At 35.4% G+C, this 26,139-nt stretch carries 31 protein-coding genes, 1 tRNA gene and 2 pseudogenes; 14 read left to right on the top strand and 20 right to left on the bottom strand.

The features are described 5' to 3' along the window. Positions 1-92: 92 nt before the first annotated feature. Positions 93-587, bottom strand: coding sequence for a GtrA family protein (locus JK139_RS00570; RefSeq protein ID WP_228733064.1), 495 nt, complete (start codon positions 585-587; stop codon positions 93-95). A 67-nt stretch (positions 588-654) separates the two neighbouring features. Between JK139_RS00570 and argS the strand changes: the two genes are divergently transcribed. The 4 genes from argS to JK139_RS00550 all read left to right on the top strand — a co-directional run bounded on the left by argS (position 655) and on the right by JK139_RS00550 (position 5,113). Continuing rightward, entirely contained in the window at positions 655-2,442 is a 1,788-nt protein-coding gene (argS, locus tag JK139_RS00565; protein ID WP_074419356.1) for an arginine--tRNA ligase, read from the top strand. A gap of 80 nt (positions 2,443-2,522) precedes the next feature. Then, positions 2,523-2,606: transfer RNA gene (locus JK139_RS00560), tRNA-Leu, on the top strand. Positions 2,607-2,747: 141 nt separating this feature from the next. Beyond that, positions 2,748-4,004 carry a DUF2130 domain-containing protein gene (locus JK139_RS00555; protein WP_074419357.1) on the top strand — a complete coding sequence of 419 codons (1,257 nt, stop codon included), beginning with the start codon at positions 2,748-2,750 and terminating at the stop codon, positions 4,002-4,004. Between the two features lie 8 nt (positions 4,005-4,012). Continuing rightward, the gene (locus JK139_RS00550; protein ID WP_074420260.1) at positions 4,013-5,113 is read left to right on the top strand and encodes a hypothetical protein; all 1,101 of its coding nucleotides are present in this window, start codon (positions 4,013-4,015) and stop codon (positions 5,111-5,113) included. Here the strand turns inward: JK139_RS00550 and JK139_RS00545 are convergent. Beyond that, positions 5,105-5,734, bottom strand: a complete 630-nt coding sequence (locus tag JK139_RS00545; RefSeq protein ID WP_074419359.1) for a 4'-phosphopantetheinyl transferase family protein — start codon at positions 5,732-5,734, stop codon at positions 5,105-5,107. The genes JK139_RS00550 and JK139_RS00545 overlap by 9 nt on opposite strands. 129 nt (positions 5,735-5,863) lie before the next feature. Between JK139_RS00545 and dcd the strand changes: the two genes are divergently transcribed. After that, a complete protein-coding gene (gene dcd, locus JK139_RS00540; RefSeq protein WP_068241373.1) occupies positions 5,864-6,400 on the top strand; it encodes a dCTP deaminase in 537 nt (178 codons plus the stop codon). Here dcd and JK139_RS15800 read toward each other — a convergent pair. From JK139_RS15800 to JK139_RS00525, 3 genes and pseudogenes are all read right to left on the bottom strand, one after another. Next, positions 6,397-6,474: pseudogene (locus JK139_RS15800) on the bottom strand (tryptophan-rich sensory protein); the annotation flags it as partial. The gene dcd and the pseudogene JK139_RS15800 overlap by 4 nt on opposite strands. 52 nt (positions 6,475-6,526) lie before the next feature. After that, positions 6,527-6,835: pseudogene (locus JK139_RS15795) on the bottom strand (TspO/MBR family protein). Positions 6,836-6,844: 9 nt separating this feature from the next. Further along, entirely contained in the window at positions 6,845-7,912 is a 1,068-nt protein-coding gene (locus tag JK139_RS00525) for a DUF3810 domain-containing protein (protein WP_179855927.1), read from the bottom strand. A 117-nt stretch (positions 7,913-8,029) separates the two neighbouring features. Here JK139_RS00525 and JK139_RS00520 point away from each other — a divergent pair, with 117 nt between their 5' ends. The 3 genes from JK139_RS00520 (at position 8,030) to plsX (ending at position 9,956) form a co-directional block, all read left to right on the top strand. After that, positions 8,030-8,572, top strand: coding sequence for a YceD family protein (locus tag JK139_RS00520; RefSeq protein WP_218330334.1), 543 nt, complete (start codon positions 8,030-8,032; stop codon positions 8,570-8,572). A gap of 26 nt (positions 8,573-8,598) precedes the next feature. Continuing rightward, positions 8,599-8,793 carry a 50S ribosomal protein L32 gene (gene rpmF / locus JK139_RS00515; protein ID WP_068241381.1) on the top strand — a complete coding sequence of 65 codons (195 nt, stop codon included), beginning with the start codon at positions 8,599-8,601 and terminating at the stop codon, positions 8,791-8,793. 212 nt (positions 8,794-9,005) lie between these two features. Next, on the top strand, positions 9,006-9,956 hold the full coding sequence (gene plsX, locus JK139_RS00510) for a phosphate acyltransferase PlsX (protein ID WP_074420962.1): 951 nt from the start codon (positions 9,006-9,008) through the stop codon (positions 9,954-9,956). Positions 9,957-10,009: 53 nt separating this feature from the next. Here the strand turns inward: plsX and JK139_RS00505 are convergent, their stop codons facing one another. Both JK139_RS00505 and JK139_RS00500 read right to left on the bottom strand, forming a co-directional pair. Further along, positions 10,010-11,092: a mechanosensitive ion channel family protein gene (locus JK139_RS00505; RefSeq protein WP_218330333.1), complete on the bottom strand. Its 1,083-nt coding sequence runs from the start codon at positions 11,090-11,092 to the stop codon at positions 10,010-10,012. 149 nt (positions 11,093-11,241) lie between these two features. After that, a complete protein-coding gene (locus JK139_RS00500) occupies positions 11,242-11,871 on the bottom strand; it encodes a WbqC family protein (protein ID WP_218330332.1) in 630 nt (209 codons plus the stop codon). 353 nt (positions 11,872-12,224) lie between these two features. Between JK139_RS00500 and JK139_RS00495 the strand changes: the two genes are divergently transcribed. Further along, positions 12,225-12,575, top strand: coding sequence for an NDR1/HIN1-like protein (locus JK139_RS00495; protein ID WP_218330331.1), 351 nt, complete (start codon positions 12,225-12,227; stop codon positions 12,573-12,575). A gap of 5 nt (positions 12,576-12,580) precedes the next feature. Here the strand turns inward: JK139_RS00495 and JK139_RS00490 are convergent, their stop codons facing one another. Then, positions 12,581-12,994 (bottom strand): hypothetical protein, encoded by a 414-nt coding sequence (locus tag JK139_RS00490; RefSeq protein WP_218330330.1) that lies wholly within the window; start codon positions 12,992-12,994, stop codon positions 12,581-12,583. Between the two features lie 33 nt (positions 12,995-13,027). Next, positions 13,028-13,660: an orotate phosphoribosyltransferase gene (pyrE, locus tag JK139_RS00485; RefSeq protein ID WP_074420966.1), complete on the bottom strand. Its 633-nt coding sequence runs from the start codon at positions 13,658-13,660 to the stop codon at positions 13,028-13,030. Positions 13,661-13,776: 116 nt separating this feature from the next. Here pyrE and JK139_RS00480 point away from each other — a divergent pair, with 116 nt between their 5' ends. Next, positions 13,777-14,193, top strand: coding sequence for an NUDIX hydrolase (locus JK139_RS00480; protein WP_074420957.1), 417 nt, complete (start codon positions 13,777-13,779; stop codon positions 14,191-14,193). Here JK139_RS00480 and JK139_RS00475 read toward each other — a convergent pair. Genes JK139_RS00475 through pyrR form a run of 4 tightly spaced genes read right to left on the bottom strand, consistent with a single transcriptional unit; the run spans position 14,190 to position 16,626 of the window. Continuing rightward, complete coding sequence (locus tag JK139_RS00475; protein WP_317196278.1) at positions 14,190-14,624, bottom strand: hotdog fold thioesterase; 435 nt, start codon at positions 14,622-14,624, stop codon at positions 14,190-14,192. The genes JK139_RS00480 and JK139_RS00475 overlap by 4 nt on opposite strands. A 4-nt stretch (positions 14,625-14,628) precedes the next feature. Continuing rightward, positions 14,629-15,099 carry a pantetheine-phosphate adenylyltransferase gene (coaD, locus tag JK139_RS00470; RefSeq protein ID WP_074420956.1) on the bottom strand — a complete coding sequence of 157 codons (471 nt, stop codon included), beginning with the start codon at positions 15,097-15,099 and terminating at the stop codon, positions 14,629-14,631. Between the two features lie 44 nt (positions 15,100-15,143). Next, complete coding sequence (locus JK139_RS00465; RefSeq protein ID WP_218330329.1) at positions 15,144-16,070, bottom strand: aspartate carbamoyltransferase catalytic subunit; 927 nt, start codon at positions 16,068-16,070, stop codon at positions 15,144-15,146. Between the two features lie 28 nt (positions 16,071-16,098). Continuing rightward, entirely contained in the window at positions 16,099-16,626 is a 528-nt protein-coding gene (pyrR, locus tag JK139_RS00460) for a bifunctional pyr operon transcriptional regulator/uracil phosphoribosyltransferase PyrR (protein WP_074420954.1), read from the bottom strand. 63 nt (positions 16,627-16,689) lie between these two features. Between pyrR and recF the strand changes: the two genes are divergently transcribed. Further along, positions 16,690-17,772, top strand: a complete 1,083-nt coding sequence (gene recF / locus JK139_RS00455; protein WP_218330328.1) for a DNA replication/repair protein RecF — start codon at positions 16,690-16,692, stop codon at positions 17,770-17,772. Between the two features lie 18 nt (positions 17,773-17,790). After that, complete coding sequence (locus JK139_RS00450) at positions 17,791-18,072, top strand: DUF721 domain-containing protein (RefSeq protein WP_068241404.1); 282 nt, start codon at positions 17,791-17,793, stop codon at positions 18,070-18,072. A gap of 8 nt (positions 18,073-18,080) precedes the next feature. Here the strand turns inward: JK139_RS00450 and JK139_RS00445 are convergent, their stop codons facing one another. The 4 genes from JK139_RS00445 to JK139_RS00430 all read right to left on the bottom strand — a co-directional run bounded on the left by JK139_RS00445 (position 18,081) and on the right by JK139_RS00430 (position 21,495). Then, positions 18,081-18,503, bottom strand: a complete 423-nt coding sequence (locus tag JK139_RS00445; protein WP_218330327.1) for a CBS domain-containing protein — start codon at positions 18,501-18,503, stop codon at positions 18,081-18,083. A gap of 188 nt (positions 18,504-18,691) precedes the next feature. Further along, positions 18,692-19,732, bottom strand: a complete 1,041-nt coding sequence (locus JK139_RS00440) for an ABC transporter permease (protein ID WP_218330326.1) — start codon at positions 19,730-19,732, stop codon at positions 18,692-18,694. Next, a complete protein-coding gene (locus tag JK139_RS00435; protein ID WP_218330325.1) occupies positions 19,732-20,835 on the bottom strand; it encodes a BT_3928 family protein in 1,104 nt (367 codons plus the stop codon). Before JK139_RS00435 ends, JK139_RS00440 begins: the two co-directional genes overlap by 1 nt. 123 nt (positions 20,836-20,958) lie before the next feature. Beyond that, entirely contained in the window at positions 20,959-21,495 is a 537-nt protein-coding gene (locus JK139_RS00430; RefSeq protein WP_218330324.1) for a DUF1599 domain-containing protein, read from the bottom strand. A 151-nt stretch (positions 21,496-21,646) separates the two neighbouring features. On the opposite strand from JK139_RS00430, the gene folP reads away from it, so the two are divergent. Continuing rightward, positions 21,647-22,480 carry a dihydropteroate synthase gene (gene folP, locus JK139_RS00425; protein ID WP_218330323.1) on the top strand — a complete coding sequence of 278 codons (834 nt, stop codon included), beginning with the start codon at positions 21,647-21,649 and terminating at the stop codon, positions 22,478-22,480. A 48-nt stretch (positions 22,481-22,528) separates the two neighbouring features. On the opposite strand, the gene JK139_RS00420 is transcribed toward folP, so the two are convergent. After that, positions 22,529-23,455, bottom strand: coding sequence for an FKBP-type peptidyl-prolyl cis-trans isomerase (locus tag JK139_RS00420; protein WP_074417759.1), 927 nt, complete (start codon positions 23,453-23,455; stop codon positions 22,529-22,531). A 52-nt stretch (positions 23,456-23,507) separates the two neighbouring features. Beyond that, positions 23,508-24,515, bottom strand: a complete 1,008-nt coding sequence (locus JK139_RS00415) for a DHH family phosphoesterase (RefSeq protein ID WP_218330322.1) — start codon at positions 24,513-24,515, stop codon at positions 23,508-23,510. 136 nt (positions 24,516-24,651) lie between these two features. On the opposite strand from JK139_RS00415, the gene JK139_RS00410 reads away from it, so the two are divergent. Then, positions 24,652-25,068, top strand: coding sequence for a nucleoside-diphosphate kinase (locus tag JK139_RS00410; protein WP_068241422.1), 417 nt, complete (start codon positions 24,652-24,654; stop codon positions 25,066-25,068). 120 nt (positions 25,069-25,188) lie between these two features. Here JK139_RS00410 and JK139_RS00405 read toward each other — a convergent pair whose 3' ends face one another. Then, entirely contained in the window at positions 25,189-26,082 is an 894-nt protein-coding gene (locus tag JK139_RS00405; protein WP_218330321.1) for a DUF6089 family protein, read from the bottom strand. Positions 26,083-26,139: the final 57 nt, after the last annotated feature.

The raw sequence follows: 26,139 nt of genomic DNA, 5'->3' as shown, positions 1-26,139 counted from the left end.
TTTGAATTCGTTATACATTGGCAACGATTATGCCACTGACAGAAAAAATGCAAAATTGTCAGCTAAAAAATATGCTCATTGAATGAAATAAACTAATCAACCGATGAAACTGCCTTGAATGTATAATGTTTTTGAGAGAGGTAACTGAATGCCACTACAAATACCGTGGTAGCAACCTTGGCAGGTGTGGGATACCAGTGCAAAACCTCAATAAACAATTTGAGAAAGATATAATTCAAAAACAAGCAACCCATCACCACCATAAAATATTTACGTAATTGTACCGTTTTTTTGGCTTCGGTTTGTTGAAAAACTACATAACGACTTAAATAAAACCCAACCGGAAAAGTAACCGTAAAACTGAAAAGAAATGATGCAATAGGGGCTGAAATTGAAATAATTGGCGTTTGAACAGGCTTTTTTAAAAAAATATAGTTGTAGGCAATAAAAAATAAAGTGATATCGGTTAATGTATTAAACCCGCCACAGGCAGCATATCGAAAAGTTTGCAATGGCATAATTTTTTTAAACCAGGGATAAAACCAATCAATCAACTGTAACACCGAACCTCTTATATAATTGTGCATACGCCTCATAAACGGCGGCGAAGGTAGTATATAAATCCTTTAGATTTGCAGACCGAAAATGTTAATAATGCATATTGTAGAAACGATTAAAGTACATACTTCAGCAGCACTGCAACAAATATTTCAATACACTACCAACCCCGATCAGGTATTGGTCAATGACACCAAACCTGAATTTACCGGCGATTACACCATTGTATTATTTGCCTTTACCAAAACATTACAAGTTTCGCCCAACCAAATTGGCGAGCAAATTGGCAACTACCTGCTGCAAAACCATGCCGAACTTTTTGCTGGTTACAACATCATTAAAGGCTTTTTAAACTTAACCATTCAACCGGCATATTGGCAGCAATTTTTGAACCATAACTGGCAAAATGTACAATTTGGGCTATCTACCCCTAAACATGAAAAGATTTTGGTGGAGTACTCCTCACCCAATACCAATAAGCCTTTACACCTGGGGCATTTACGTAATAATTTTTTAGGATGGGGCATTGCAGCCATTTTAGAAGCCAATGGATATGATGTAATTAAAACCTGCATTGTAAACGATAGGGGTATTCATATTTGTAAGAGTATGGTTGCCTGGTTAAAATTAGCTAATGGTGCTACTCCAGAAACTACCCATACCAAAGGCGACCATTTTGTGGGTAAATACTATGTTTTATTTAACGATTTATATAAAGCCGAAGTTGAAAGTTTAATAGCCGCCGGACATAGCCGTGAATGGGCCGAAAAAAACGCACCCATTTTGCTGGAAGCACAGCAAATGCTGGTAGAATGGGAAGCCGGCAATAAGGAAGTAATTGCCTTATGGAAAAAAATGAATGAATGGGTTTACCAGGGATTTGATGAAACCTATCAAAAAATTGGCAGCGATTTTCAAAAAATTTACTATGAAAGCAAAACCTATATTCTGGGTAAAAAACTGGTAGAAGAAGGTTTGGCAAAAAAAATATTTTATACCAAAAAAGATGGCAGCGTATGGATTGATTTAACTGCAGATGGTTTAGATGAAAAAATTGTACAACGAAAAGATGGCACTTCTGTTTATATAACGCAAGATATTGGTTTGGCTGAACAACGAGAAGCAGAGTTTCACCCGTCTAAAACCATTTATGTGGTAGGTGATGAACAAAACTACCATTTTAAAGTGCTCAAATTAATTTGCGAAAAATTAGGATTACCCTCTGCCCAACAAATTTATCATTTAAGCTATGGAATGGTTGAATTGCCGCATGGTAAAATGAAAAGCAGGGAAGGTACAGTAGTAGATGCCGATGATATTGTAGCAGAAATGATACAAATTGCCCAACAAAAAACAGAAGAACTGGGCAAGGTAAATGATTTTACCGCAGAAGAATTACAACAATTATATCACACCATTGGTCTGGGTGCTTTAAAATTCTTCCTGCTTAGGGTTGACCCTAAAAAGAAAATGATTTTTAATCCGGAAGAAAGTATTGATTTTCATGGTTTTACCGGCCCGTTCATACAGTATACCTATGCCAGAATTAAAAGCATTTTAAGAAAAATTAACCAACAGGAAGCGCTACAAAATACAAGTGCTACCAGCTTGCAATTAAGTGCACTTGAAATTGAATTAGCTAAATTATTAGAACAGTTTCCCGGGTTTATTGCCGATGCCGCCAATACACTCAACCCATCTGTTGTAGCCATTTATGTGTTCAATTTATCCAAAATATTCAATTCATTTTATGTAGATCATCCCATTGCACAGGAAACCAACCCCATGCAAAAACAGTATAGAATTCAATTGGCTACCTTAACTGCACATGTTATCAAAACATCCTTACGATTGCTGGGTATTCAGGTACCGGAAAGAATGTAGAAATAAAATAATAATAGCCAAAAACTAAATTGCAGGCAAACATTCAAATACTTATTTTTGCGCTCCTGAATACAATAGCTGCGGAGGTGGCGAAATTGGTAGACGCACTACTTTGAGGTGGTAGCGCCTTCACCGGCGTGGGAGTTCGAATCTCCTCTTCCGCACATTTTCTTCAAAACATACCAACCATTGTTGTAACCAACAGTGGTTTTTTTGTGTCTTTATTTTAATAGAAAGCAACCCACCACTTCCCGGCTCCTCTTGAATTATGTTTACATTTGTCCAGGAATAAAAAATAAGCATATATGTCATCTTTTATCATTACTTGCCCCAAATGCAATCATCAGTTCGAGCCCGGCGAATCAATCAGAGAAGAAATTCAAAACGAATTGCGTAAACAAATGGTGGAATGGCAAAAAACAAAAGATCAGGAATACAAAAACAAGGAGGCTACTCTTCAAAAACAATTAGAAAACAGAGAAATTGAATTTAATAAAATTTTAATTGAACAAAAACAAAAATTACAAACAGAATTAGAAAACAGCATTCAACAACGCATTGCAGCAGACTTTGAAAACAAATTGCAATTGTTGCAAAAAAGCGAAATGGAAACCCGCGAAAAATTAAGAATTGCCAACGAAAAAGAAATTCAATTTTTACAAAAAGAACAAGCCTTACAGCAAAAAGAAACGGAATTAGAATTAACCATACAGCGAAAATTGTTAGATGAAAGAGAAAAAATAAAACATGAATTGCTGCAGGTAGAACAGGAAAAAATGAATTTAAAAGAAGAACAATACCAACTGCGGATGAAAGAATTAGAAAAACAAATTGAAGATCAAAAAAAGTTGGTAGATGAAATGAAACGCAGAGCCGAACAGGGCTCCATGCAATTACAAGGCGAAGTGCAGGAATTGTTGTTAGAAGATGTATTAAGAAACACCTTTCCTTTTGATGTGATTAGCGAAGTGGGCAAAGGGGTAAAAGGGGCAGATTGTATTCAAACCGTACGAAACCAAATGGCGAATACTTGCGGAAAAATAATTTATGAAAGCAAACGAACAAAAGATTTTAATAAAGAATGGATTGAAAAAATTAAAATTGACATGCGCAATTTAGGTGCCGATGTTGCAGTAATTGTAACACAGGCAATGCCAAAAGAAATGGACCGCTTTGGTGAAAAAGAAGGCATTTACATCTGCACTTTTTCTGAAGTAAGAAGTGTGGCCTTATTATTAAGAAATGCATTAATCAAAATTGCAGAAGCCAAAAAAAGCCAGGAAAACAAAGGTGAAAAAATGACCATGCTGTACGATTATCTTACCGGGGCCGAATTTGGAGAACAATGGAAGGCCATTAGTGAAGGATTCATTCAAATGAAACTTTCCATTCAACAGGAAAGAATTGCCATGGAAAAACTTTGGAAAGCCAGAGAAAAACAATTGGAAAAAGTTTTGCTAAATGCAGCACATATTAAAGGTTCGGTAGAAGGTATTGCAGGCAGCGGAGCAGTAAACCTGAATTTAATTGACGATGAATTCAACCTCTTATTACCCGATTAAAATTGGATATGACAAAAGAAAGTATAGAAACCGCTGAAAACTTTTATAAACCCAGCAGAAAGAAACCAATTTATCCAATTCAAAAAGAATTAAGGCATTATTTAATGCGCTTTGGTAGAGAATTGCAATTGCCGGCTCTATATAACGATTTAACCCGATTTACCTACACTTTACCCATTAAAGATAAAAGTGGAAATGATACTTTTTGGGAAAGTGCTATTTATGATATGCGTGATTTGGAGCTTTTGAAAGAAAACTTAGTAAAAAATTATGCCATTTTAAAAACCAAAGGCGATTATAGTTTTATTAATCATTTAGATGTTGCAGGTATTGATTTTTGTTATTTTGGCAACAGTCAGCCTTTCCGAATAAGAATCATTAATAAGTTCAACGACAACCAGGATCACTATTATATTAAACAAGCAGATGCCAGCCGGGTATATGGACTTGAATTGGAACATTTGTTATCGCCTAACCGTATTACCTATTTTACCTGTAAAAACACATTAATTGAAGAACATATACCAGGCATTCCAGGCGATAAATTTATTTCCAATTACTTACATGCACCTGATTTAAATGCTATTCGACTGGCAAAGGAATTTGTAAAATTTAATGAACGTTGTTTTACCCATTTATTGGGCGATATGCGCAGCTATAATTTTGTTGTGAATATTACACCCGATATTGAAGGTTATCAATACCGTATTCGTGCAATTGATTTTGATCAGCAATCCTATGAAGGAAGAAAAAACTTGTACCTGCCACAATTTTTTAAAGAAAATAATGCCTTTGTTGCTTTGGTAGCTAAGTATTTGAATAAAGAATCCATTTCGCAATACCAGGCTGAAGAAAAAACACTGATGGCTTTCAGGTTATCTTCCGCTAAATATAGAATCAAAGAATTATTGGATATTATGAGTAATGACATGATTTCAAAACCGGAAAAAATTAACCAGCTGAAACAAGAGTTGAGCGAACATTTTGAACAACCTGTATTCTTAAAAGCACATACAATGGGGCAAATTGTAAAAATGCAACTGAAACAAAACCTCAAAAAAAGTTTGGCTTTAATACCTAGGCAAGCTACTCCCGGAAAATCATTGTAATGCCGGCGTAGTAAGCCATACCATACACAATTGTTGCAAAAAACGATAATGAAGTAATAATGGTTGTGTTATATCCAGATTTTGAAAGTTGGCATGCAGGGTTTGGGTAATACTGTCTGTTGATTCAATACGCAACATTTCTTTAAAATCAATTTTACCCATCCCCCACCATTTGTACATGGCTTCTTTGGCACTCCACAATAAAGTTGTGGTCGCAATTAAATCGCCACCATACCGAACAAATAAAAATTCATCGGGGTGCATGAATTTGGTACTAATGTTTACAATCTTTTCTTGGGGCATTTCAATATCAATTCCTACTCTTTCATACCTGCTAACAATGGCCGCGGCATAATTACCACAATGCGAAATAGAAAAATGGTATTGTTCATCTGGTAAATAGGGCTTTCGGGTATCGGCTATTAAAATTTCATCATAAGGAAAATCATCAAATAAAAAAGGCAGTAAATATCTGCCAGCGGCATGTTGCAGCTGTTTATGTTTATGGGTAACTTTATGCTGAACAGGTATTTCTTTCAAAAAAAAATCCAATGGTTCTGTTATTTGCCAAATGGCCAGTCGGGTATTTTCGTTAATATTTTGTTGATAAAACAAGGGCATAAAAAAAGGAATAGTTCTTCATGCAGAATTACGAATTATATTGCACTATACAATGTAATTAAAACAGGAATGGGTAATTGGCCATTACATAAAAATGCTTTGAATCAACCATTTAAATAGTCAACACACATGATTTTATCGGATACACGAATTTTGGAAGAGATGGAAAAAGGTACTATCAAAATTGTACCCTTCCAACAAGACTGTTTAGGGAGTAATAGTTATGATGTGCATCTGGGCAGTACTTTAGCCACATATAAAGACCATATTTTAGATGCAAAACTACACAACACAATAGAGTATTTTGAAATACCCGATGAAGGCTTTGTATTGTATCCGCATATATTTTATTTGGGTGTTACTGCTGAATATACCGAAACCCATGCTCATGTGCCATTTTTGGAAGGCAAATCATCCACCGGACGGCTTGGTATAGATATACATGCCACTGCAGGTAAAGGAGATGTTGGATTTTGTGGCAACTGGACACTTGAAATTTCAGTAAAACAACCGGTTAAAATATATAAAGGAATGCCCATTGGTCAATTAATATATTTTCCTGTTGAAGGTGATATTGCTGTGAAATACAACCAAAAATTAAATGCAAAATACAGCCACCAACCCAATAAGCCCATTGAAAGTATGATGTGGAAAAACAGTTTTTAGTTTAACATAATAGCTCCGTTCAATATGGCTGCAAAACTTACCCAGGCAATATATGGTATTAATAACCACGCTGCCCATTTTTGAACGAAGCGCTATAAATGATGGTCAGTAAAATAAACAACCGCATCAATAGTATTTCTGCAAGCGCCCATCCGGTTTTATGCAAATAAAAAATATAAATGACCAGGCAATATTTAGCAAGAATTGTATAACAAACAATAATATAGCCTTTTGCTTTTTAGGTGAAGCAGCACTATTTTAAAGCAAATAAAAAGAAACGCCCATAGAGGCATATAAAAATGTCCACACCGGAGCAAACAAACCATTGGGCGGATTAATAAAGGGTTTATTCAAATGGGCATACCAATTTGTGGTGCAGTAACAATGCCACCTGCTGCCCCTAAAACCATAATAGTAATGAGTGCAACAATGAATTTTTAAGCATTAAATTTTTTTATATTTTTTTTGAAAAGCTATTAACAAACCCACTACTTCATTATAACTGTTAATACCGTTCTTTTGTTGATTCGCTCTTAAATAAACATCATACAAATCCATTATCTGTGGGGCAATACTGTTTTGTTCCTGCATAAAAAACCGATTGACCCGCTTAAAATCATTTCTAACCAAGGTATCTAAAGCCGGAGTAGCATCCGGAAAGGTATTTCTCAACAATAATTCATTGTATACATATTTATACAATTCACTGTAACAGGAATAAGCAACATAGGCATTTCCAGATTCTCTGGCAACCAAATAGCCTACAAAATTGGCTTCTTCTTCACCGGCATAACCAATTTGATGTGCCATTTCATGCAATACAGTGTAAGGAATTAATATGCGGGGCATATCGGCCCTTATCTGTGCTTCGCCGGTAAAGGGATTATAATAGCCCCCCCATCCAAAATATTTTGCCCACGGTGTAAACAAACTGTTTTTAATACTTCGGTAATGGTATTGAATAAATGGATACAGTTTTGAAGCCTGTTGATAGTATGTTGGTGCCTGCCAATATAAAGTTATTAAATCAGGAGATGGCAATATTGAATCCTGACCTATTTGTTGTCTTAGGCTGTTTAACTTTACAGCTAAACTGTCTCGCAACACACACAATTCATCATTTGTATAAGGATTTACCTGTAAATGTAGCTGATAAGCAATACCCAATCGATGATAATTCAATCCCCAACTCAACATAAACCAGACATAGGCAACCACAACAATTTTCAATAAATTTTTAAGTATTAACCAAATTTGTGCGCCATTTTTTCGAACCAGGCAGATTTTTATCAATCGAATAACTGAATAACACAAATAAAGACCTATTAAAATATACAAAACATCACCCAAACTAAATGGCAACCAGCCGGTTAACCATCTTAATATTTGGGCATACCCAACATATAGGTGTGTACTGTATAGTTTTTCAACAAAATTTGGATAAAATGTGGCGAACTGAATACTGCCAATCAGAATAATGAGAACATTCCAGATAAAATTTTGCTTTACCAAAAACTGTTTATTTCTTAATTTCATTATCAATTTACCGGGTCACTGAATATGGTATAATAATTTCCTTTTGCTCTTTCAATACGATATTGTACCTTTGCCCACCCTAAAAAACAAACCATGAGCCATAACAGGGAATTTGAAATAGCTTTTGTTGGGTTGAAATCAGGGCTTCATGTTTTTGAATATAGGGTTGAAGATAAGTTCTTTACAGCTTATGGACATCAGGATTTTACCAATTGCAATGCAAATATCAAACTAAGCCTCGATAAAAAGAATGGCTTTATGCAATTGAAATTTGATATTGATGGCACGGTAGATATTCAATGCGACCGGTGTGGCAATCCACTAACCAAACTACTTTGGGATGAATTTAATATTGTAGTGAAAATGGTGGAAGAACCTGATTTAATGAATCATCAGGAAGAAGACCCGGATGTATTTTATATTGGCAAAGGTGAAAGTCATTTGCTGATTGCAGACTGGATTTATGAATTCATTAATCTTTGTTTGCCCATTCAAAACATGTGTAACCCCGATGAATACGGCGGAACATTATGTAATAAGATTGTTTTAGAACAACTCAAAAAAATGGAAGAACAGGTCAATAACGGAAACAATCCCCTATGGAAGGGATTGGATCAAATAAAAGGTTTAGAATAATTTTTTGAAAGTATAAATTTTAGGTTATGCCCAATCCAAAACGCAGACATTCTCAACAACGTAGTGCAAAAAGAAGAACGCATTACATTGCAGAAACCGTTACTTTAAGTAAAGACACCACTACCGGTGAAACGCATGTACGCCATCGTGCACATGTAAGTGAAGGTAAATTGTATTACAAAGGAAAATTAGTAGCTGAAAAAGCACCCTTAAAAGCTTAATTTTCTATTACATAAATGCATACTGCTACTTGTTTTGTAACGAATAGCAGCTTTTTTTGTTTTTATCAATACCTTTACCGAAGCATATATTGTCTACAAACCTTACAGTAGTAGATTTTCAGCAATATAATATTCATCAACGTTTAAACGTTTAGCCACACAGAGTTCCATAACAGGCATTTCTTGTTGAGCAATAAAACAGACTGAATCAAATGAATATAGGAATAGATTTAATGGGTGGAGATTATGCTCCTTTAGAAGCTGTAAAAGGCATTCAAGAGTACTTGCATTCCGGTAATTATCCGCATAAAAATAATATTACCATCACAGCCATTGGTAACGAGGCCACGATAGCTCCTTTATTATCTGCCCACGAATTAAATAACATTCCTGTTGTTCATGCAGATGAAGTAATTGGATATCACGAACATCCCACCAAAGCTTTAAAAGAAAAAAACAAAAGTTCAATAGCCATTGGTTTTCATTTGCTGGCAACCCAAAAAATTGATGCTTTTATCAGTGCCGGTAATACCGGTGCCATGCTCGTAGGGGCACTTTTTAGCATTAAAGCTATTGAAGGGGTTATCAGGCCAACTATAGCCACCATCATTCCTAAAATAAACGGCAGTACAGGTGTATTGCTGGATGTAGGTTTAAATGCAGATTGTAAACCAGAACATCTGGATCAATTTGCTGTTTTAGGTAGTTTATATGCACAACATATTCTACACATTACGCAACCAAAAGTTGGATTGTTGAATGTTGGGGAAGAAGAAGGCAAGGGAAATATTTTGGCCCAAACTACCTATCCCCTTTTAAAAAACAATCCGCACATCCAATTTTCCGGAAATGTTGAAGGGAGAGATATTTTTGAAGACAAAGCAGACATTATTGTATGCGATGGATTTACCGGCAATGTGGTATTAAAATTAGCCGAAAGCTTTTATGATATTGCCAGTAAAAGAAATTTACAGAATGATGCTTACCTAAAACGCTTTCATTACGAAAATTATGGAGGTACCCCTGTATTAGGTGTTTCAAAGCCGGTAATCATTGGGCATGGCATTAGTAATGCCAAAGCTTTTGCCAATATGATTGATGTAGCTGAAAAAATGATTGAAACTGAACTCTGCAAAAAAATCCAAGCAAGTTTTAAAGCTTAGCCGGATCTTGGGTTCATTCATATATCAGCCTGTTCTGAACCAGTTTCCCAATATTACTGCTTTTCTGTTATAAAAGGAATTTCGTTTTGATTTGCATTGGCCAGATAGATGGTTTGTGATGGGAATGCAAACTCTATCCCCTCTTTTTCAAACTTTTCAAATACAGCTAGATTTATGTTCTGTACTGTATTCATATATATCAAATAATCCGGTGTTTCTATATAGTATACATATTCAAAATTGATTGAAAAATCACCAAACGACTTGAGGTGCGCCCGATCAAAAGTGGCACCTGCAGTGCGTACAATTTCCTGAAGCATACCGGGCAATTGACGTAAATGTACCGTACTGGTATTATACACTACACCAATTGACGATACCACTCTGCGCCGTTCCATCCTTTTATAATTATGTATGGTAGATTTCACCAATTCTGCATTGGGCATTACCAATTGCTGACCATCTAAACTTCTGAGATGAGAGGTTTTGATTCCAATTCTTTCAATCACCCCACCGGTATTCCCTACCACAATAAAATCACCAATTTCAAAAGGTTTATCAAAGAAAATAACCAGATAACTAAATAAATCACTCAAAATATTCTGTGCAGCCAATGCTATGGCAATACCTCCAACCCCTAAACCTGCAATAATGGTGGTAACATTGTACCCCAAATTGTCTAATAACATAATAAACCCTGCACCCCAAATCAATACTTTAATTAAAACCAATACACCATTTAATTGCTTTACGCGTTCAGTCGGTTCATTTTTAATGCTCATATACAACAAAACCAGACTATGGAACAGGTAATTGATTAACCGAACGGCATAATACATGGTTACAACAGACAGGCCGGCAGAAAAAATTTTGTCTATTTTGGGAGAAAGGGTAAGCGTATTAATAATGACATAATTGATAAAAAGATAGCTATAGGGAATTACGAACCTTTCTGCAGCTACCACTATCTGATCATCGAATTTATTTTTTGTTTTACTTGTAATTTTTTTAAGAAGCCGGATGATATATCTTTTACAGATCTTAAAAATCATCCAGACAAAAATCATCCAACCCAGCACAATGGCATAATCCAATACTTTATTTTTCCAGAAAATTTGTTTCAGAAAATCTTGCATAACCAATAGAATTTATCTTCAAAAAATAACCACAGCTCCTGAAGTCAGTTCAACAAAAAGAAATCAACCGCCATCAAAAGCGTTATTGCATTAACCTGATTTATCCAGTGTCATTTTCAAACAAATCAAAAACTGCAAACCATAGGTAATTAAACTCCAGTTTGCAATACATTAATAGTATTGGGACCTTCGCAGCAAATAATATCAATACAACTTAAATTTTTTTGAAAGCCAATTTTGGCCTCAAAAACCTGCGGATAATAAACAGGTTGATCAATATTTTGGAAATTATTAGGGCTAAACCTGTTTCTGTAATCTGTTACAAAATTAGGGTATTGTGGTAAAAAGCTATCAGTATACGTCAAATTGACAGAAAATTTTAAACACTGAATTGCCCATTGTAAAGTAGCCAGATTCAGTTCAAACAGCAAAGCGTATTCCTGAAAAATTACCTCATGAAGTGAATCAGCATAATATTCAAAAAAGGGAGAACGATTGTAACAAGACACAATAGTTCGCCAATGCTGTTGCTGCCATTTGGAACGATAGTCAATTTTAACCAACTTAAATAATCCTTTTTGATCCCGTCCTTTTAGAACAGGAACTGTTAAGCCAATCAGTCCATTAGCCCCGGCAACCATACTCCGGTTGCGAAAACTCATTTTTTGCCAGTTATCGCATATTTCAATTTTAACATTTGAAAAATTAAGTAAAGCCTTAAATAATTCAACGTTTATAAAATACTGATTATCAATTACTAATGTTAATTTATTATTCATTTATTCATATAATTTAATTTTTTGTAAATATTGTTATTTTTAGCATGAAATTATCTATTTTTTATTTTAAATAAATAATTATAAATAATTTATAAACAAGTATTTATGTTTATTTTTATCAACTAAATTTTATAGCTCTAAATTTTTCAAACGGGTATTGAAAAAAATCTAAATTGTTTAGCATCAAAAATAAGGCAAATTTTCTTTCAATTGCGTAACTGAAATTTTTGACTACTTTTCATGCAAAATTGTATAGCGTGAAAAATACCATACTCCTATCCTTTTGCATTTTCCTGTTTTGGAGTTGCCAGCAACCTCAGGCCTTTGTTTTTCGTTCTATCCAAAATGTTGCTATGCTGCCAAAAGCAAAAGATTCAATCGGCATTCGATTGAATCTGGCATTTACCAACCCGAATAATTTTAATGTGGTACTAAAAAAAGTAGAGGGAAATATTTTTGTGAACGGCAATTTTATTGGCCATTATTGTTTAGATACTTTATTAAAAATTGCCAAAAAGTCAGCTTTTGAATTACCGGCTGCAATCACCATTTCTAAACAAGTACTTTACAAAAATGCCTGGAACAGCCTTTTGCAAAAAGAAATTTTGCTGGAAGTAAAAGGGTCCAGTAAAGTGGGCAAATCGGGAATTTTTATCAATTTGCCGTTCGATTATAAAGGGAACCAGCGCATTCCTTTTTTCTAAAAAAACTATTGTATGGGTTGTATATGGCAGGGTTTTCCTTTTTGCGGGCCGCCCCCATCTGCAGCTCGTTTACAAATAGGCGGTAATTTTTGATAGGCATCCGGTTCTGCTTTTTCATTATCGGCATCAAATCCGGCATTATTTAGAGCCGTTTTAATTTCATCCACAGAAACCCTGTCGGGTATGTATTGCACCCTGATTTCGCCGGCTAATAAATTTATCTTCCACTGTATCATCCCTTTTTGCATGTTGGCATTGTTTTCAATAATCAGATATTTATCCAGCTGCTCTTTACATTGCCAGCATTTTAAATTATCAGATTTAATGGTAACCCATTGCGGCCTTGCGGCCAGTACCTGACTTTGAGCGGAATGAACAATTAAACCCAAAACAAAAACAAGTGCAATTTTTTTAAGCATAATACGAAAATTTCGATGTGTACATTAACCTTATTATTGTTGCCAGTTGGCCGGATCTGTTCTCCAATTTAGCAATAATTGTTCAGTTGAGGCATCTACCAGCTTTTTTTCGATGGATAGATCAATTAAAACGCTATAATTGGTTAACGAGCGATATACTATTCCAGCTTCTTTAAAAGCTGTTGCTGCTGCTTCAAAACCATAAGTAAATATAGATACCATCCCTACTACTTCCATGCCTGCATCCTGCAGTACTTTTACCACCAGCAAACTACTTTTTCCGGTAGATATCAAATCTTCTACCACCACCACTTTTTTGCCGGGCAGTACAGCACCTTCTATCTGATTGCCCAACCCATGTTCCTTTGGTTTAGGGCGAACATATAAAAATGGTAATTTTAACTGATCGGCTGCCATAGCCCCCCAGGCTATTCCGGCAGTAGCTACTCCGGCAATGGCCTCAGCAGCATCAAATTCACTAAACAATACATTACACAGTTCACTTTTTATAAAGTCACGCTCATAGGGATAAGAAAGTATCTTTCTGTTATCGCAATAAATTGGACTTTTCCACCCACTGGCCCAGGTAAAGGGCTGGTTTGGACTTAATTGTATGGCTTTAATCTGCACTAATTTTTCGGCAACTGCCCGTTCGTTTGTTTGCATATTTACTTTCATTTATTCGCAAAAATCAATCAAATTTTACGCTAAATTAAGCTTAGCCGCCACGATGAAATATTTACCTTGCGTAATATTATTCACATTCTATCAATAAAAGGGATATGAAAAAGAAAATTATAGCCGGTGGCGGATTGATTACCAATGAAGATGATGCAGTTTTAATGATTTACAGAAGAGGTAAATGGGATTTACCCAAAGGCAAGAAAGAAGAAAATGAAACTATTGAAGCTTGTGCACTTCGTGAAATAACAGAAGAAACCGGCTTACAAAATTTGTTAATTGAAGCAGAAATTACTGTTACAGTGCATGAATATATTGATCCATTTTCAGGAGAAGCCATTGAAAAGCACACCCATTGGTTTAAAATGCAAGCCGGTAAAAAGGAAAAATTAGTGCCCCAAAGTATTGAAGATATTGTTGAAGTGAAATGGATTGAGCGCAACGAATTAAATACTTATGTAAAAGAAACTTATCCCACTTTAATAGAAGTATTTCAAAAGGCCGGCTATCTGAATTAGTGTTTTTTAAGAATAGCTACCGTTAACCGGCTGATGCAAATTAATTGATGCTTTTCATTCGTTATACGGATATCCCAAACATGTGTAGTGGCTCCAATATGCAAAGGCGAACAGATTCCGGTAACAAACCCTTCTTTTACCCCTTTTAAATGATTGGCATTAATTTCAATGCCCACGCAAATTTGCTTATCCGGATCAATAATGAGTGCAGAAGCAACACTCCCCAACGTTTCGGCCAATGCTGCGGATGCGCCGCCATGTAATAAACCATATGGCTGGCGGGTATTTTGATTAACGGGCATGGTAGCTTTCAGATAATCACTACCTACTTCTGTAAATTCAATACCCAACACCTCGCCCATCGTATTTTTACCAAGGCTATTTAAGTCAGCAATACTAAGCTGTTCAAGGTACCAGATGTGCTTTCTCACTGAATTAATGATTAATGGTTGCAATCACTTCATCGGGTAAAAACGGGGCAGCATTTCCGCCATTTTTTAAAATATCGCGAACAATAGTAGATGCTACAGATGTATATTTTGGTTCACCGGTTAAAAAAATGGTTTCAATATTCCGATTCATTGTTCTGTTGGCATCTGCAATTGATTTTTCGTATTCAAAATCGCTAACAAAACGAATACCTCTTAAAATGAAGCGAGCACCAATTATGGCACAAAAATCAATGGTTAGGCCTTCGTAACAAATACTTTCCACTTTGGGTTCATTTTTATAAATGGCTTTAAACCAAGCCATACGTTGTGCTGCTGAAAACATTGGATTTTTTGCGGCATTAATACCTATACCAACAAAAATTTTATCGAATAATGGTAATGCCCGGTTAATAATATCCACATGCCCTAAGGTTACCGGATCAAAAGTTCCGGGAAAAAGACAGATTCTTTGCATAGCATTATTTTTTTCTGAACAAGAATATCTACTCTTTTTCAGTGTTAAGCATTACGGTTCGATAATAAATATAAAGCAGCCATACGCACCGCTACCCCATTTTCTACCTGGTGTAAAATTATTGAAAAGGGACCATCGGCCACATCGCTATCTAACTCAACACCGCGATTAATAGGTCCTGGGTGCATAATCACAATTTCTTTACCCAAATTTTCTAATAACCGGCGATTAATGCCATAGCTTAAATTGTATTCCCGCAATGATGAAAACAAGGGTTGATTTTGCCGTTCTAATTGGATGCGTAACACATTGGCCACATCGCACCACTGCAAAGCTTCTTTTAAACTGTAGGTAACCTTTACACCTAAAGCAGTTGTAATATAAGGTGGAATTAATGTTGGAGGCCCGGCTACCATTACCTCTGCTCCCATTTTGTTCAATAAATAAATATTGCTCAATGCTACACGGCTATGCATGATATCACCAATTATGGCCACTTTTAAACCTTTTAAAGAACCAAATTTTTCAGTCATGGAAAAGGCATCTAAAAGGGCTTGTGTTGGATGTTCATTGATACCATCACCGGCATTAATAATAGCTGCGGGAATATGGCGGGCTAAAAAATGGGGGGCACCACTGGCGCTATGGCGCATCACCACCATATCCACCTTCATACTTAAAATATTATTCACCGTATCTAACAGTGTTTCACCTTTTGCAGCCGATGAACCACTAGCAGTAAAATTGATGGTATCTGCACTGAGCCTTTTTTCAGCCAATTCAAAAGAGATACGCGTACGGGTAGAATTTTCGTAAAATAAATTTACAATGGTGATGTCACGAAGAGAAGGAACTTTTTTTACCGGCCGCTGCAATACCTCTTTAAATTGTGTTGCAGTATGCAGAATAAGTCCAATATCTTCTTTTTGAAGATCCTTAATACCAAGGAGATGTTTGGTAGATAGTGCCATTAAAAAGCGAAGATAATGTTTTCACAAATTAGCTGTCTAATAATTCTACATATTCCTCTTCATCTGTTTCTAACCAATGTACTTTTACCTTTTGGGAAACAATGGTATCAATAGATCGGCCAATATAATCGGGCTGTATCGGAAATTCTCTGCTGAATCTTCTGTCAATCAAGACACATAAAGCTACTTTGGCCGGCCTGCCAAAATCAACCAATGCATCTAAGGCAGCTCTAATTGTTCTGCCGGTATACAGCACATCATCTATCAGTATTACATTTTTGTTTTCAATATTAAAAAGGATATCTGTTTTATTGGCACGATGCAATTCTTTTCGAATATCGTCCCTGTAAAAAGTAATATCTAATTTTCCATAATGAAATGTTTGTTGTGGCAATAATTGCTGCAATGCCTGCGCTATTTTATTGCTAAAAAAAACCCCACGGGGCTGTAAACCTATCAACACAGTATCCTGCAAATCGGGATAATCTTCTCTAATTTGGCAAGCCAAACGTTGAACGGTTAAATGCAATTGTTCCTTTGTTAGTATTGTTTTCAAACCCTGCTATTTTTTTATAAAAATACGTGTTTCAATTTATCCTGCTTATTTTGCAAATCTATCATGCTTTATTTGAAGAAGATATCATTATTTCAATTTAAAAATTACGGCAGTAACAGTTGGGAGTTTACTGAGGCTGTAACCGGGATATGCGGACCAAATGGTACCGGTAAAACCAATTTGCTGGATGCAATTTATTATTTGTGTTTTACCAAAAGTTATTTTGCCCGACAGGATACATTTTCAGTTCAGCAAGGTAAAAAGGGTATGCGTTTGGAAGGTTTGTTCGAAAATAATAATCAATCTTTTGAAACTGTTGCCATTTTGCGGGAAAATAATAAAAAAGAATTTTTATTAGATCAGGAAACTTATAAAAAATTTTCTGAACATATTGGCCGGTTTCCCTGTGTAATGATTGCGCCCGATGATGCTGCAATTGTTGTAGGACTGAGCGAAGAAAGACGAAGGCTGATTGATACCATTTTATCACAATACAATGCTACCTATTTAGAAGCACTGATTCAATACAATAAATTACTACAACAACGCAACAGTTTATTGAAACAAATAGCCGGCACCGGGCAGCACGATATTACTTTGTTGGAAGCCATTGATACCCAGTTTGTGTATTATGGCAGCATTATTTACCAACACAGAAAAAAATTCACTATTGAATTCATTCCAAAAATTTTGGAAAACTATCAATTAATTGCAGGTAGCGATGATGGTATTTCAATCAGCTACATCAGCCAATTGAATGAAAACAGTTTTAAAGATTTACTGAAGGCTTCGTTACAAAAAGATATGCTGTTACAAAGAACCAATTCCGGCATTCATAAAGATGATCTTGAAATAACCATGCAGGAAAACAGTTTTAAAAACAGGGCATCGCAGGGGCAGAGAAAAACATTGTTGTTAGCCATTAAACTGGCAGAATTTTCTGTTTTAAAAGAACAAAAAAAAGTTGCTCCCATTATGTTGCTGGATGATGTGTTTGAAAAATTAGATGAGCAACGAATGCATCAGTTATTTTATATAGTTTGTGTACAGGAAAACTGTCAGGTATTTATTACGGATACGCACGCCGAAAGGCTCAGCAATTATTTAAAAAAAATGCAGGTAAATTTTAGTTTAATTACATTATAACCAAAGTATCTTTACAGCATGGGAGAATTTAGTATTGGAGATGCGCTCCATCAGTTTGTAAATAAAAGCAATTTACGCAATGGGCTGAGAGCCGTTCAAATTACCCAAATTTGGGAAGAAGTGATGGGTAAAACAATTGCTAAGTACACTACAAAAATAGAGATTATTAATAATACATTATTTGTATATACGCCTGTAGGCCCATTAAAAAATGAGCTACAATATCAAAAAAGCCAAATTATTGAACGTATTAATGAGGCGTTGCAGGAAAAACTTATTACTGAAGTAGTTATTCGCTAACTCCAATATTAAGCATAGGTATAATCTTCATTATGCTTTAAATGTTGTTCTTCTGCAGTTTCCTTTAAAATGTCATAAATACTTAGAACACCTAAAAATTTATGCCCTTTAAAAACCGGCAGATATAAAATCTGGAAACTGTTCATTAATTCCATACAACGTTCTGTACTATCTTCCGGTTCAACAATCGGGAAATCTTTTATCAAAATATCTTTTACAAAAGTTTTTTCCGGACACAGTCCGTTCAATGCAATTTTATGCAGGCAGTCTTTTTCACAAACAATACCTTTATACTGGTCATCATCCGTAACAATAACATAACTAACATTCGCCACCTTCATTAAAACAAGCGCTTCCAGAACAGTTGCTTTGCTGCTAATATAATTAAATTTAGCAGTTTGTTTTTCTAACAATTCATGTACATTTTTCATACGTAAGAATTTGTTTTATTACATGCGGCATTCACAAATACATATATATATTATTTTATAAAATAAAAATATATAAGTATAGGATTTGTTTAAAAACCACATGTAAGAAGGTGATTGCAGAATTGCATGATAAAGGTAGTAAAAACGATTATGTAAGAAATGATAAAAATCAGTTAATTAGAACTATGTTATTTTACTCTGGGATCAATCCATGCATACAAAACATCGGAGAGTATATTCATTACAATAAAAAAGCAAGCTGTTAACAAAACACTGCCCATAACTACCGGAAAATCAAGTTGTTCCAGAGCATCTACCGTAACTTTTCCAATCCCATTCCAACCAAAAATATATTCCACAAAAAATGCGCCTGCCAGTAATTCCGCAAACCAACCGGTTATGGCAGTAATAATAGGATTCAATGCATTTTTTAACGCATGAACAAATAGTACTTTAGTACGAGTTAATCCTTTGGCATATGCTGTTCGAATATAATCCTGTTGCAACTCATTCAATAAACTACTTCTGGTTAATTGGGTAAAAATGGCAAGCGGTCGTATACCCAAAGTAATGGCCGGAAGAATTAAGTTTTTCAAGTCTAGTTGCTTTCCTTTAAAAGGATCAATATAATATAAACTGCCCAGCATGTGCAGACCGGTATATTGAGACAATAAAAAACCAAACAGATAAGCTATTACAATTCCTGTAAAAAAAGAAGGAACAGAAATTCCCAATATGCTGGTAAATACAGTGGTTGTATCGATCCAACTTCCTTTCTTCACAGCAGCCAAAACACCTAAGCTAATGCCTAACAAAAACGCCATAAGTATAGCCGCAACAGTGAGTAATATGGTATTGGGAAATGCCTCTGTTAAAATTGCTGTTACTGTTTTCCGGCTTTGATAAGAACGGCCTAAATAAGGCAGTTTGATACCAACTTTATAATGGCCACCAATGAAAAAGCCATTTAAATTTTTTTGAAAAATGGCCTTTTCGGGATAAATAGAAAGTGGAGAAACATCATTGATGTAAATTAAAAATTGTTTCCATTTGGGTTCATCCAATGCCAATTGTTTCCGAATATTTTGAATGGTGGCTTTGTCAGCAGTTTGCCCCATGATTAATCTTGCAGGATCACCTAAACCTTGAAACAGTGTGAATACCAGCAACAAAACACCCAATAGTACCAGCATTCCATATAATGATTTTTTTAGAATAAAAATTGCCATTATTCTTGTTTTAGAAAAGCCAATACGCTTTGTGCATCTGCAAAACTTATTTTATTTTTTACAGTTGGACCTTGCATTATAATATAAGTTGGATTTACTCTTGCAGCGGTTTTCATCACTGTTGCATCGCATTGTAATACGTTAACATTTGGGAACAAACGCTTTCCTTCCGCCAGGTCAGCCGTAACGATAAAAACAGGAATATGCATACTGCCGGCATCCTGGTATATTTTCTGAAACATCTCTTCCCACTTTTTTACATTCGAAAAATCACGGGAAAAAAGAAGAATATACCTGCCTTTTGTTTGTAAAAGGGCCTGTGTAGTATCAGATCCATCAGCGGTTTGTAATGCAAAATCGGCAATGGCGGCCGTTAACCCATTGCCTTTTTTAATCAATTTGGCAGATCTGTCAACAAATACATAACTGCTATCTAAATCATCCGGAATACTGTCTTCAGCAAACTCAATCATTTTTCCATCTTTTTGATATTGAAAAGTATAGGTGTAAACATCCGAAACTGCATTTTCTGGTGTTTTCATTTCATCTAACAGATTGTTCCCAATTTTATAGGGCAAACAATCAATAAAGGGTAAATGCCGCAAAACATACCATTGTGTAATAGCTAATATCAGCACTACGCCAATTAATGTAACGAATGCAACGCCTGATGAAAAGAAAGGCTTTACATATTTAGTTGTGAAAACAAGAAAAATAATGAGTATTAATAACAATACGTCCTTCGTAAAAGTTTGAATGGGTGTTAAAGGAATACAATCTCCAAAACAGCCACAAGCTTTTATTTTGCCACTGAATAAGACGTAGCTGGTTAAAAATGTAAAAAATACAATCAGTATCAATAATAACCTGCTAAAAAACCGAGCCTTCCAGCCAATAATAATGGCAACGCCGGCCAGCACTTCCAAAAGATTCATACCAAATGCCATGTACAATGAAAATGAATCGAAAAAATTCCAATGCCATGCCTCAAAAAATTCCTGCATTTTGTAACTTAACCCAAGTGGATCATTGGCTTTTACCAAACCTGAAAAAATAAATAACAGCCCCACCAACCACCTGACAATTATTATTAAATATTTCATGGCAGTAATTTTAATTCGTTAATCTGTTAATAAAATTCAAATGGCAAAATGAAAATTAAAAAATATTTTTATAACCAAGTTTCAAACAACTTGATAAAAGCTAGCTTAATTTATATCCTGTATTTATTCATGCATTAATATTAATGCAAATACGGCATAATTGATAATATCAATAAAATTGGCATCAATTCCCTCGCTTACAATCGTTTTGCCATCATTAAATAAAATCTGCTTGATGCGCATCAATTTCATTAGAATTAAATCGGCAAAACTTTCCTGACTCATTTCTCGCCAGGCCTCACCATAATCATGATTTTTATTTTGCATAATGTTTTTGGCAATCTGTATTTGCTTTTCATACCACTCTTCTACCTGCGTAACCGGAATTTCTTCTACTTTGGCATCTCCAATTTCAAGTTGAATTAATCCAATCACTGCATAATTCACAATGGCTTTAAATTCAGAGGCGATATCATCTGCTACCAATTGTGTTTTTTTATCTTGTATCGTTCTAATGCGCAATGCCTTAATAAATAACTGATCTACCACAGAAACAATTCTTAAAACACGCCAGGCTGTTCCATAATCTGCCGCTTTTTGAACAAAAATTTTTTTACACTGCTGTATTACTGCATCGTACTGCTGGTTAGTAATGTTCATATTCATTTGTTAAAGGCCTGAGTATATAACCCGGTTATTCTATTGAAATAAAGAATGCAATATAATTTTGATGAAAATATCAATTATTTTCAATTAGAACAAACAGACTGCTTTACTATTAATTTTGTTGCAAGATAAATGAAAGCAAAGAATGTATACGCTCAATTGTAATGGAAGGTTATTGGTAATTGAAAAACCCATCATTATGGGCATTATTAATGCAACACCCGATTCTTTTTTTAAAGACAGCCGGCAAACCACCATACAAACAGCAGTTGAGCAGGCAGAAAAAATGACAAAAGAGGGGGCTGTTATTATAGACATAGGCGGACAAAGCACCCATCCTAAAAGTAGTCTGCAAACAGCTGCAACAGAAATGGAACGCATTATTCCGGTAATTACACAAATTCGTAAAACGTTACCTGAAGTTTTTATATCGGTAGATACTTTTTATGCCTCTGTAGCCAAAGCTGCTGTTGAGGCAGGTGCTGATATAGTGAATGATATTAGCGGTGGAAATTTAGACCCGAAAATGATTGAAACGGTTGCAAATCTGCACGTACCCTATATTTGTATGCATATGCAGGGCACACCTCAAACCATGCAAAAGTATACTTCATACGAGGATATTTGTTTAGATATTGTAGACTATTTTATCAAAAAAACCACGCTGGCAAAAGAGGCCGGAATTATAGATATGATAATTGACCCCGGCATTGGATTCAGCAAAAATATTCAGCAGAATTTTTTATTGATTAAACAACTCAGTATTTTTCAGATACTGCATAAGCCCATTTTGTTGGGCATTTCAAGAAAGTCTTTTTTATATAAAACACTTCAAAAAGAAAATGCCAGTGAGGCACTTAATGCAACAACAGCCATGCACATGGCGGGTTTAATAAATGGTGCAAACATTTTACGGGTGCATGATGTAGCTGCTGCGCAGGAGTGTATTACATTGTACAATGCTTATATGGCATCATAAAAAAAGCCCCCTTTCAGGAGCTTTCAAAAACTGAACAATCTATACTTTTTATTTAACTGGTTTCACTGAACCGGGTAATAACGGAGCAGGTGCTTTTTGTGGAGCTGGTATGGTTACATCCGTAACTTCAATATCAAAAATTAAATTGGTGTATGGAGGAATCACCGGAGGACTGCCCTGTGGACCATAACCCAACATAGCAGGTACCAATAAACGGCCCTTCCCTCCTTTTGCAAAATATTTCAATCCATCATCCCAACCCTGAATTACATTGTGTTTGCCAACAACAAAGGTAAAGGGTGGCTTTTTAGCAGTAGCCGTATCCATATTGCCATCAAATTTTTTTCCATTTTCAAGGTAGCCTTTATAATATACAGATGCCTGCATGCCTGAATCGGCTTTTGGCCCCTGGCCTTCTGTTTGTACCTCTACCAAAACTCCATTGGGTGATTGGATAGTTTTAATATTATTTTTTGCAGCATAGGCCTGTAAATCTTTAATTTCTCTGCTTTTCTCCTCTTCCATTTCTTTTTGGTAATCAGCATTAACTGCTGCATCATTATTGTAAACTTTCAAAATATCCACCCTGCCATCTATAGTACCGCCTTTTTTAAACAGTTCATTGTATTCAGGAATCATGCCCAGATTTTTGAGTGTATCAATACTCATTACAAAATTAATTTTATCGCCCGGAGCACATTGCAATAACACTTCAGTAAAGCTATGTTTACCAAAAGATGCAGTATCAATTTTTACAAATGCAGGAATATGCCCGAAAGTAGAATTCAAGATAGAGTCTTTCCCTCCCACTTTCATTTTGTATTCAATATTAAATTTAATAATATCACCTTGTTTTAACAGCACCTTACTATTGCCATGTATAATTTTATATACCAGGCCCGTTTTGGTTTTGTTGTACTGATGACAACCTGCAAGCAGCAGCGCAACCCCCAGAATTGTTGTTGAAATTTTCATTGGTTTATGTATTGTTATTGTTTACAATTTAGTTAGAACAAATTTTAAAACATTATTGCAGGGCTTCCTTGTAAGCCGGAATAACATTGTAAAAATGTTCTAAAGTTTTTTCTAAAGTATCACTACTTCTGCCCCCGGCTGCATTTTTGTGTCCGCCGCCTTCAAAATGATTACGGGCAAATATGTTCACATCAAAATCTCCCTTACTACGAAAACTCCATTTTCTTTCTTCATTCCTGTCAATTACAATGGCCCCAAACTTAATGCCTTTAATGGTTAATAAATAATTTACCAAGCCTTCCGTATCGCCCGTTTTAATATCATATTGAATGATATCAGCTCTGGGGATTGACATGACTGCCGTATTGTATTCGTACAATACCTCCATTCTGTTCAGTAAAGCATTCCCAATAAAACGAAGCCGATTTTCTAAAAAACTATCATAAATGTTATCATGAATGGGCGTATGCTGTAAGCCTAAATCTTTAAAATGTGCCACCATTCTGTGTACTGATGCTGAAGTTGCAGGAAACCTGAACGAGCCGGTATCAGTCATTGTACCAGTATATAAACAAGTAGCAATAGTTACATCTAATAATTCAGGACGTTCAGATTGCATAATAAAATCATACACCATTTCGCAAGTAGAACTTTTGGCAGTATTACTAATGCCAAATTGAAATGCCGATTCTTGTGGTTGTTCATGATGATCAATCAGTACTTTAATCCCTTCGGCTGCTTCTAAATGTTTTTCGAGGTGTTTGGTTCGGTGTAAAACATTAAAATCTAAACAAAATAAAATTTCAGCAGATTGAATGAGCACAAGTGCTGCATCTTTTTTTGCTTCAAAATCAATAACTTTATCCGCATCCGGCATCCAATCTAAAAAATCTGCCCAATTGGTGGGTGTAATAACAGTAACATCGTGTCCGGTTTTTACTAAAAAATGATATAAACCAAGGGCTGAACCCATGGCATCGCCATCAGGTTTTTGATGTGTTGTAATAATAATTTTTTTGGGCGTTCTCAATAGTGGATAAAATGCTTCAATTGCTTTCATAATCAGGTGGGCAAAAATAGAGTAAATCTATATGCCATTAACAGCTTTTTAAAAAGATAAGCATTTATTTAGCAGGAATATTGGAAGCACTGTAACCTAAATCATTAATTTTGCAGCCAAATTGAATAAAACATTTATGAGTAACAGAACTTTTACGATGATTAAGCCCGATGCAACTGCAAAAGGTTACACCGGTGCCATCTTAAACCAAATGATTGAAGCGGGTTTTACTATTAAAGCCATGAAGTGGACAAAATTAACCACTGAGCAGGCTGCCGAATTTTATGCCATTCATAAAGAACGTCCGTTTTTTGGAGAGTTGGTAACTTTTATGAGTAGTGGTCCCATTGTTGCTGCTATTTTAGAAAAAAAAAATGCAGTGAATGATTTCAGAAAATTAATAGGTGCTACCAATCCGGCTCAGGCCGAAGAAGGTACCATCCGAAAAAAATATGCAGCATCTGTTGGTGAAAATGCAGTACATGGTAGTGACAGTGATGAAAATGCATTGATTGAAGCTGACTTTTTCTTCTCAAAATTGGAAAGATTTTAGTAACCTCCTCAAAGTGGCATGATTTTTTCTACTATTTGAACGGTTTTTTAAGGGTTTAGGGTTGAAAAAAGGCTTCTGTAAATTGAAGCCTTTTTGAATAAAGTAAATTGAAGTACTTACTTAATATGCATTTCTTCTATAAGTGCGGGTTTTGGGTGCGAACGGACCACCACCGGGATGGCTAGTATAATATCCGCCAAGAAAAACATTATCTAACCGCACTGAGAAAGTAACCTGAAAAGAATAGAAAGCATCTTTATTATGAGGATTACCACGTGGCATATACAAAGGTGGTTTAGCACCGGGACTTACCTCATCACCCCTAAACGATAATGAAGCAGCTTCTAACTGACCTGCAGCAATTAATGCGTTGGTTGCATATTTTGGTGTACTTACGTCATCTAAATAATCGGTAAAAAGGATGCGATAATTAAATTCAAAACCAACTGCAAATGCGTCTGTAACCTCATAACGCACTCCGGCCCCAAATGGAATATTCAGTTGCATTCTATGATAAGGCTTTGGATAACCGGGTTGATTTAAATATTGTCCCTCTGTACCAATATCATGAAGGTAAACTTTGTTCCCGTTGCGATCGTAAGTGGTGGGGTTAAAATGGTATATTCCAAAACCGCCAAATACATAAGGCACAATATTATAAACATTCCGGTCTAAAATATCATATTCCATCATATTAGAAACTTCCCATATAAAACTTTTAAAATTTAAATTACGGGCTCGCAGATCTGCTCTGGGAGATAAAGCATCATTCCTTTTTACACCCAATAAAGACAATCCTAAACGATAGCGTATTTTTTCACCTAAATCGTAGGTTGCACCTCCCATAACATCAGGAGAAACTTGTTTTAATGCAGGGGGACCCTGTATTAAATCGCCCAGATAAGCGCTAACGCCTAATCCACCAAAAGCACGAACACGTTGTGCCAAAGAAGGGGAACTTAATGCTAAAAAAGTAATTAGCAGAAATGTGCGATAGGATGCTTTTAAATGCATTAAAAAGAGTTAGTGGTTTGTAATTGATGATGTACCTAACTCAGGTTAATTACTTTT

Origin of the sequence: Hydrotalea lipotrueae (assembly GCF_019249625.1) — a bacterium.
In the GTDB taxonomy this organism is placed as follows: Bacteria; Bacteroidota; Bacteroidia; order Chitinophagales; family Chitinophagaceae; genus Hydrotalea; species Hydrotalea flava.
Note: the sequence above shows the minus strand (reverse complement) of the source record. Positions and strands in the feature narration are given on the sequence as shown.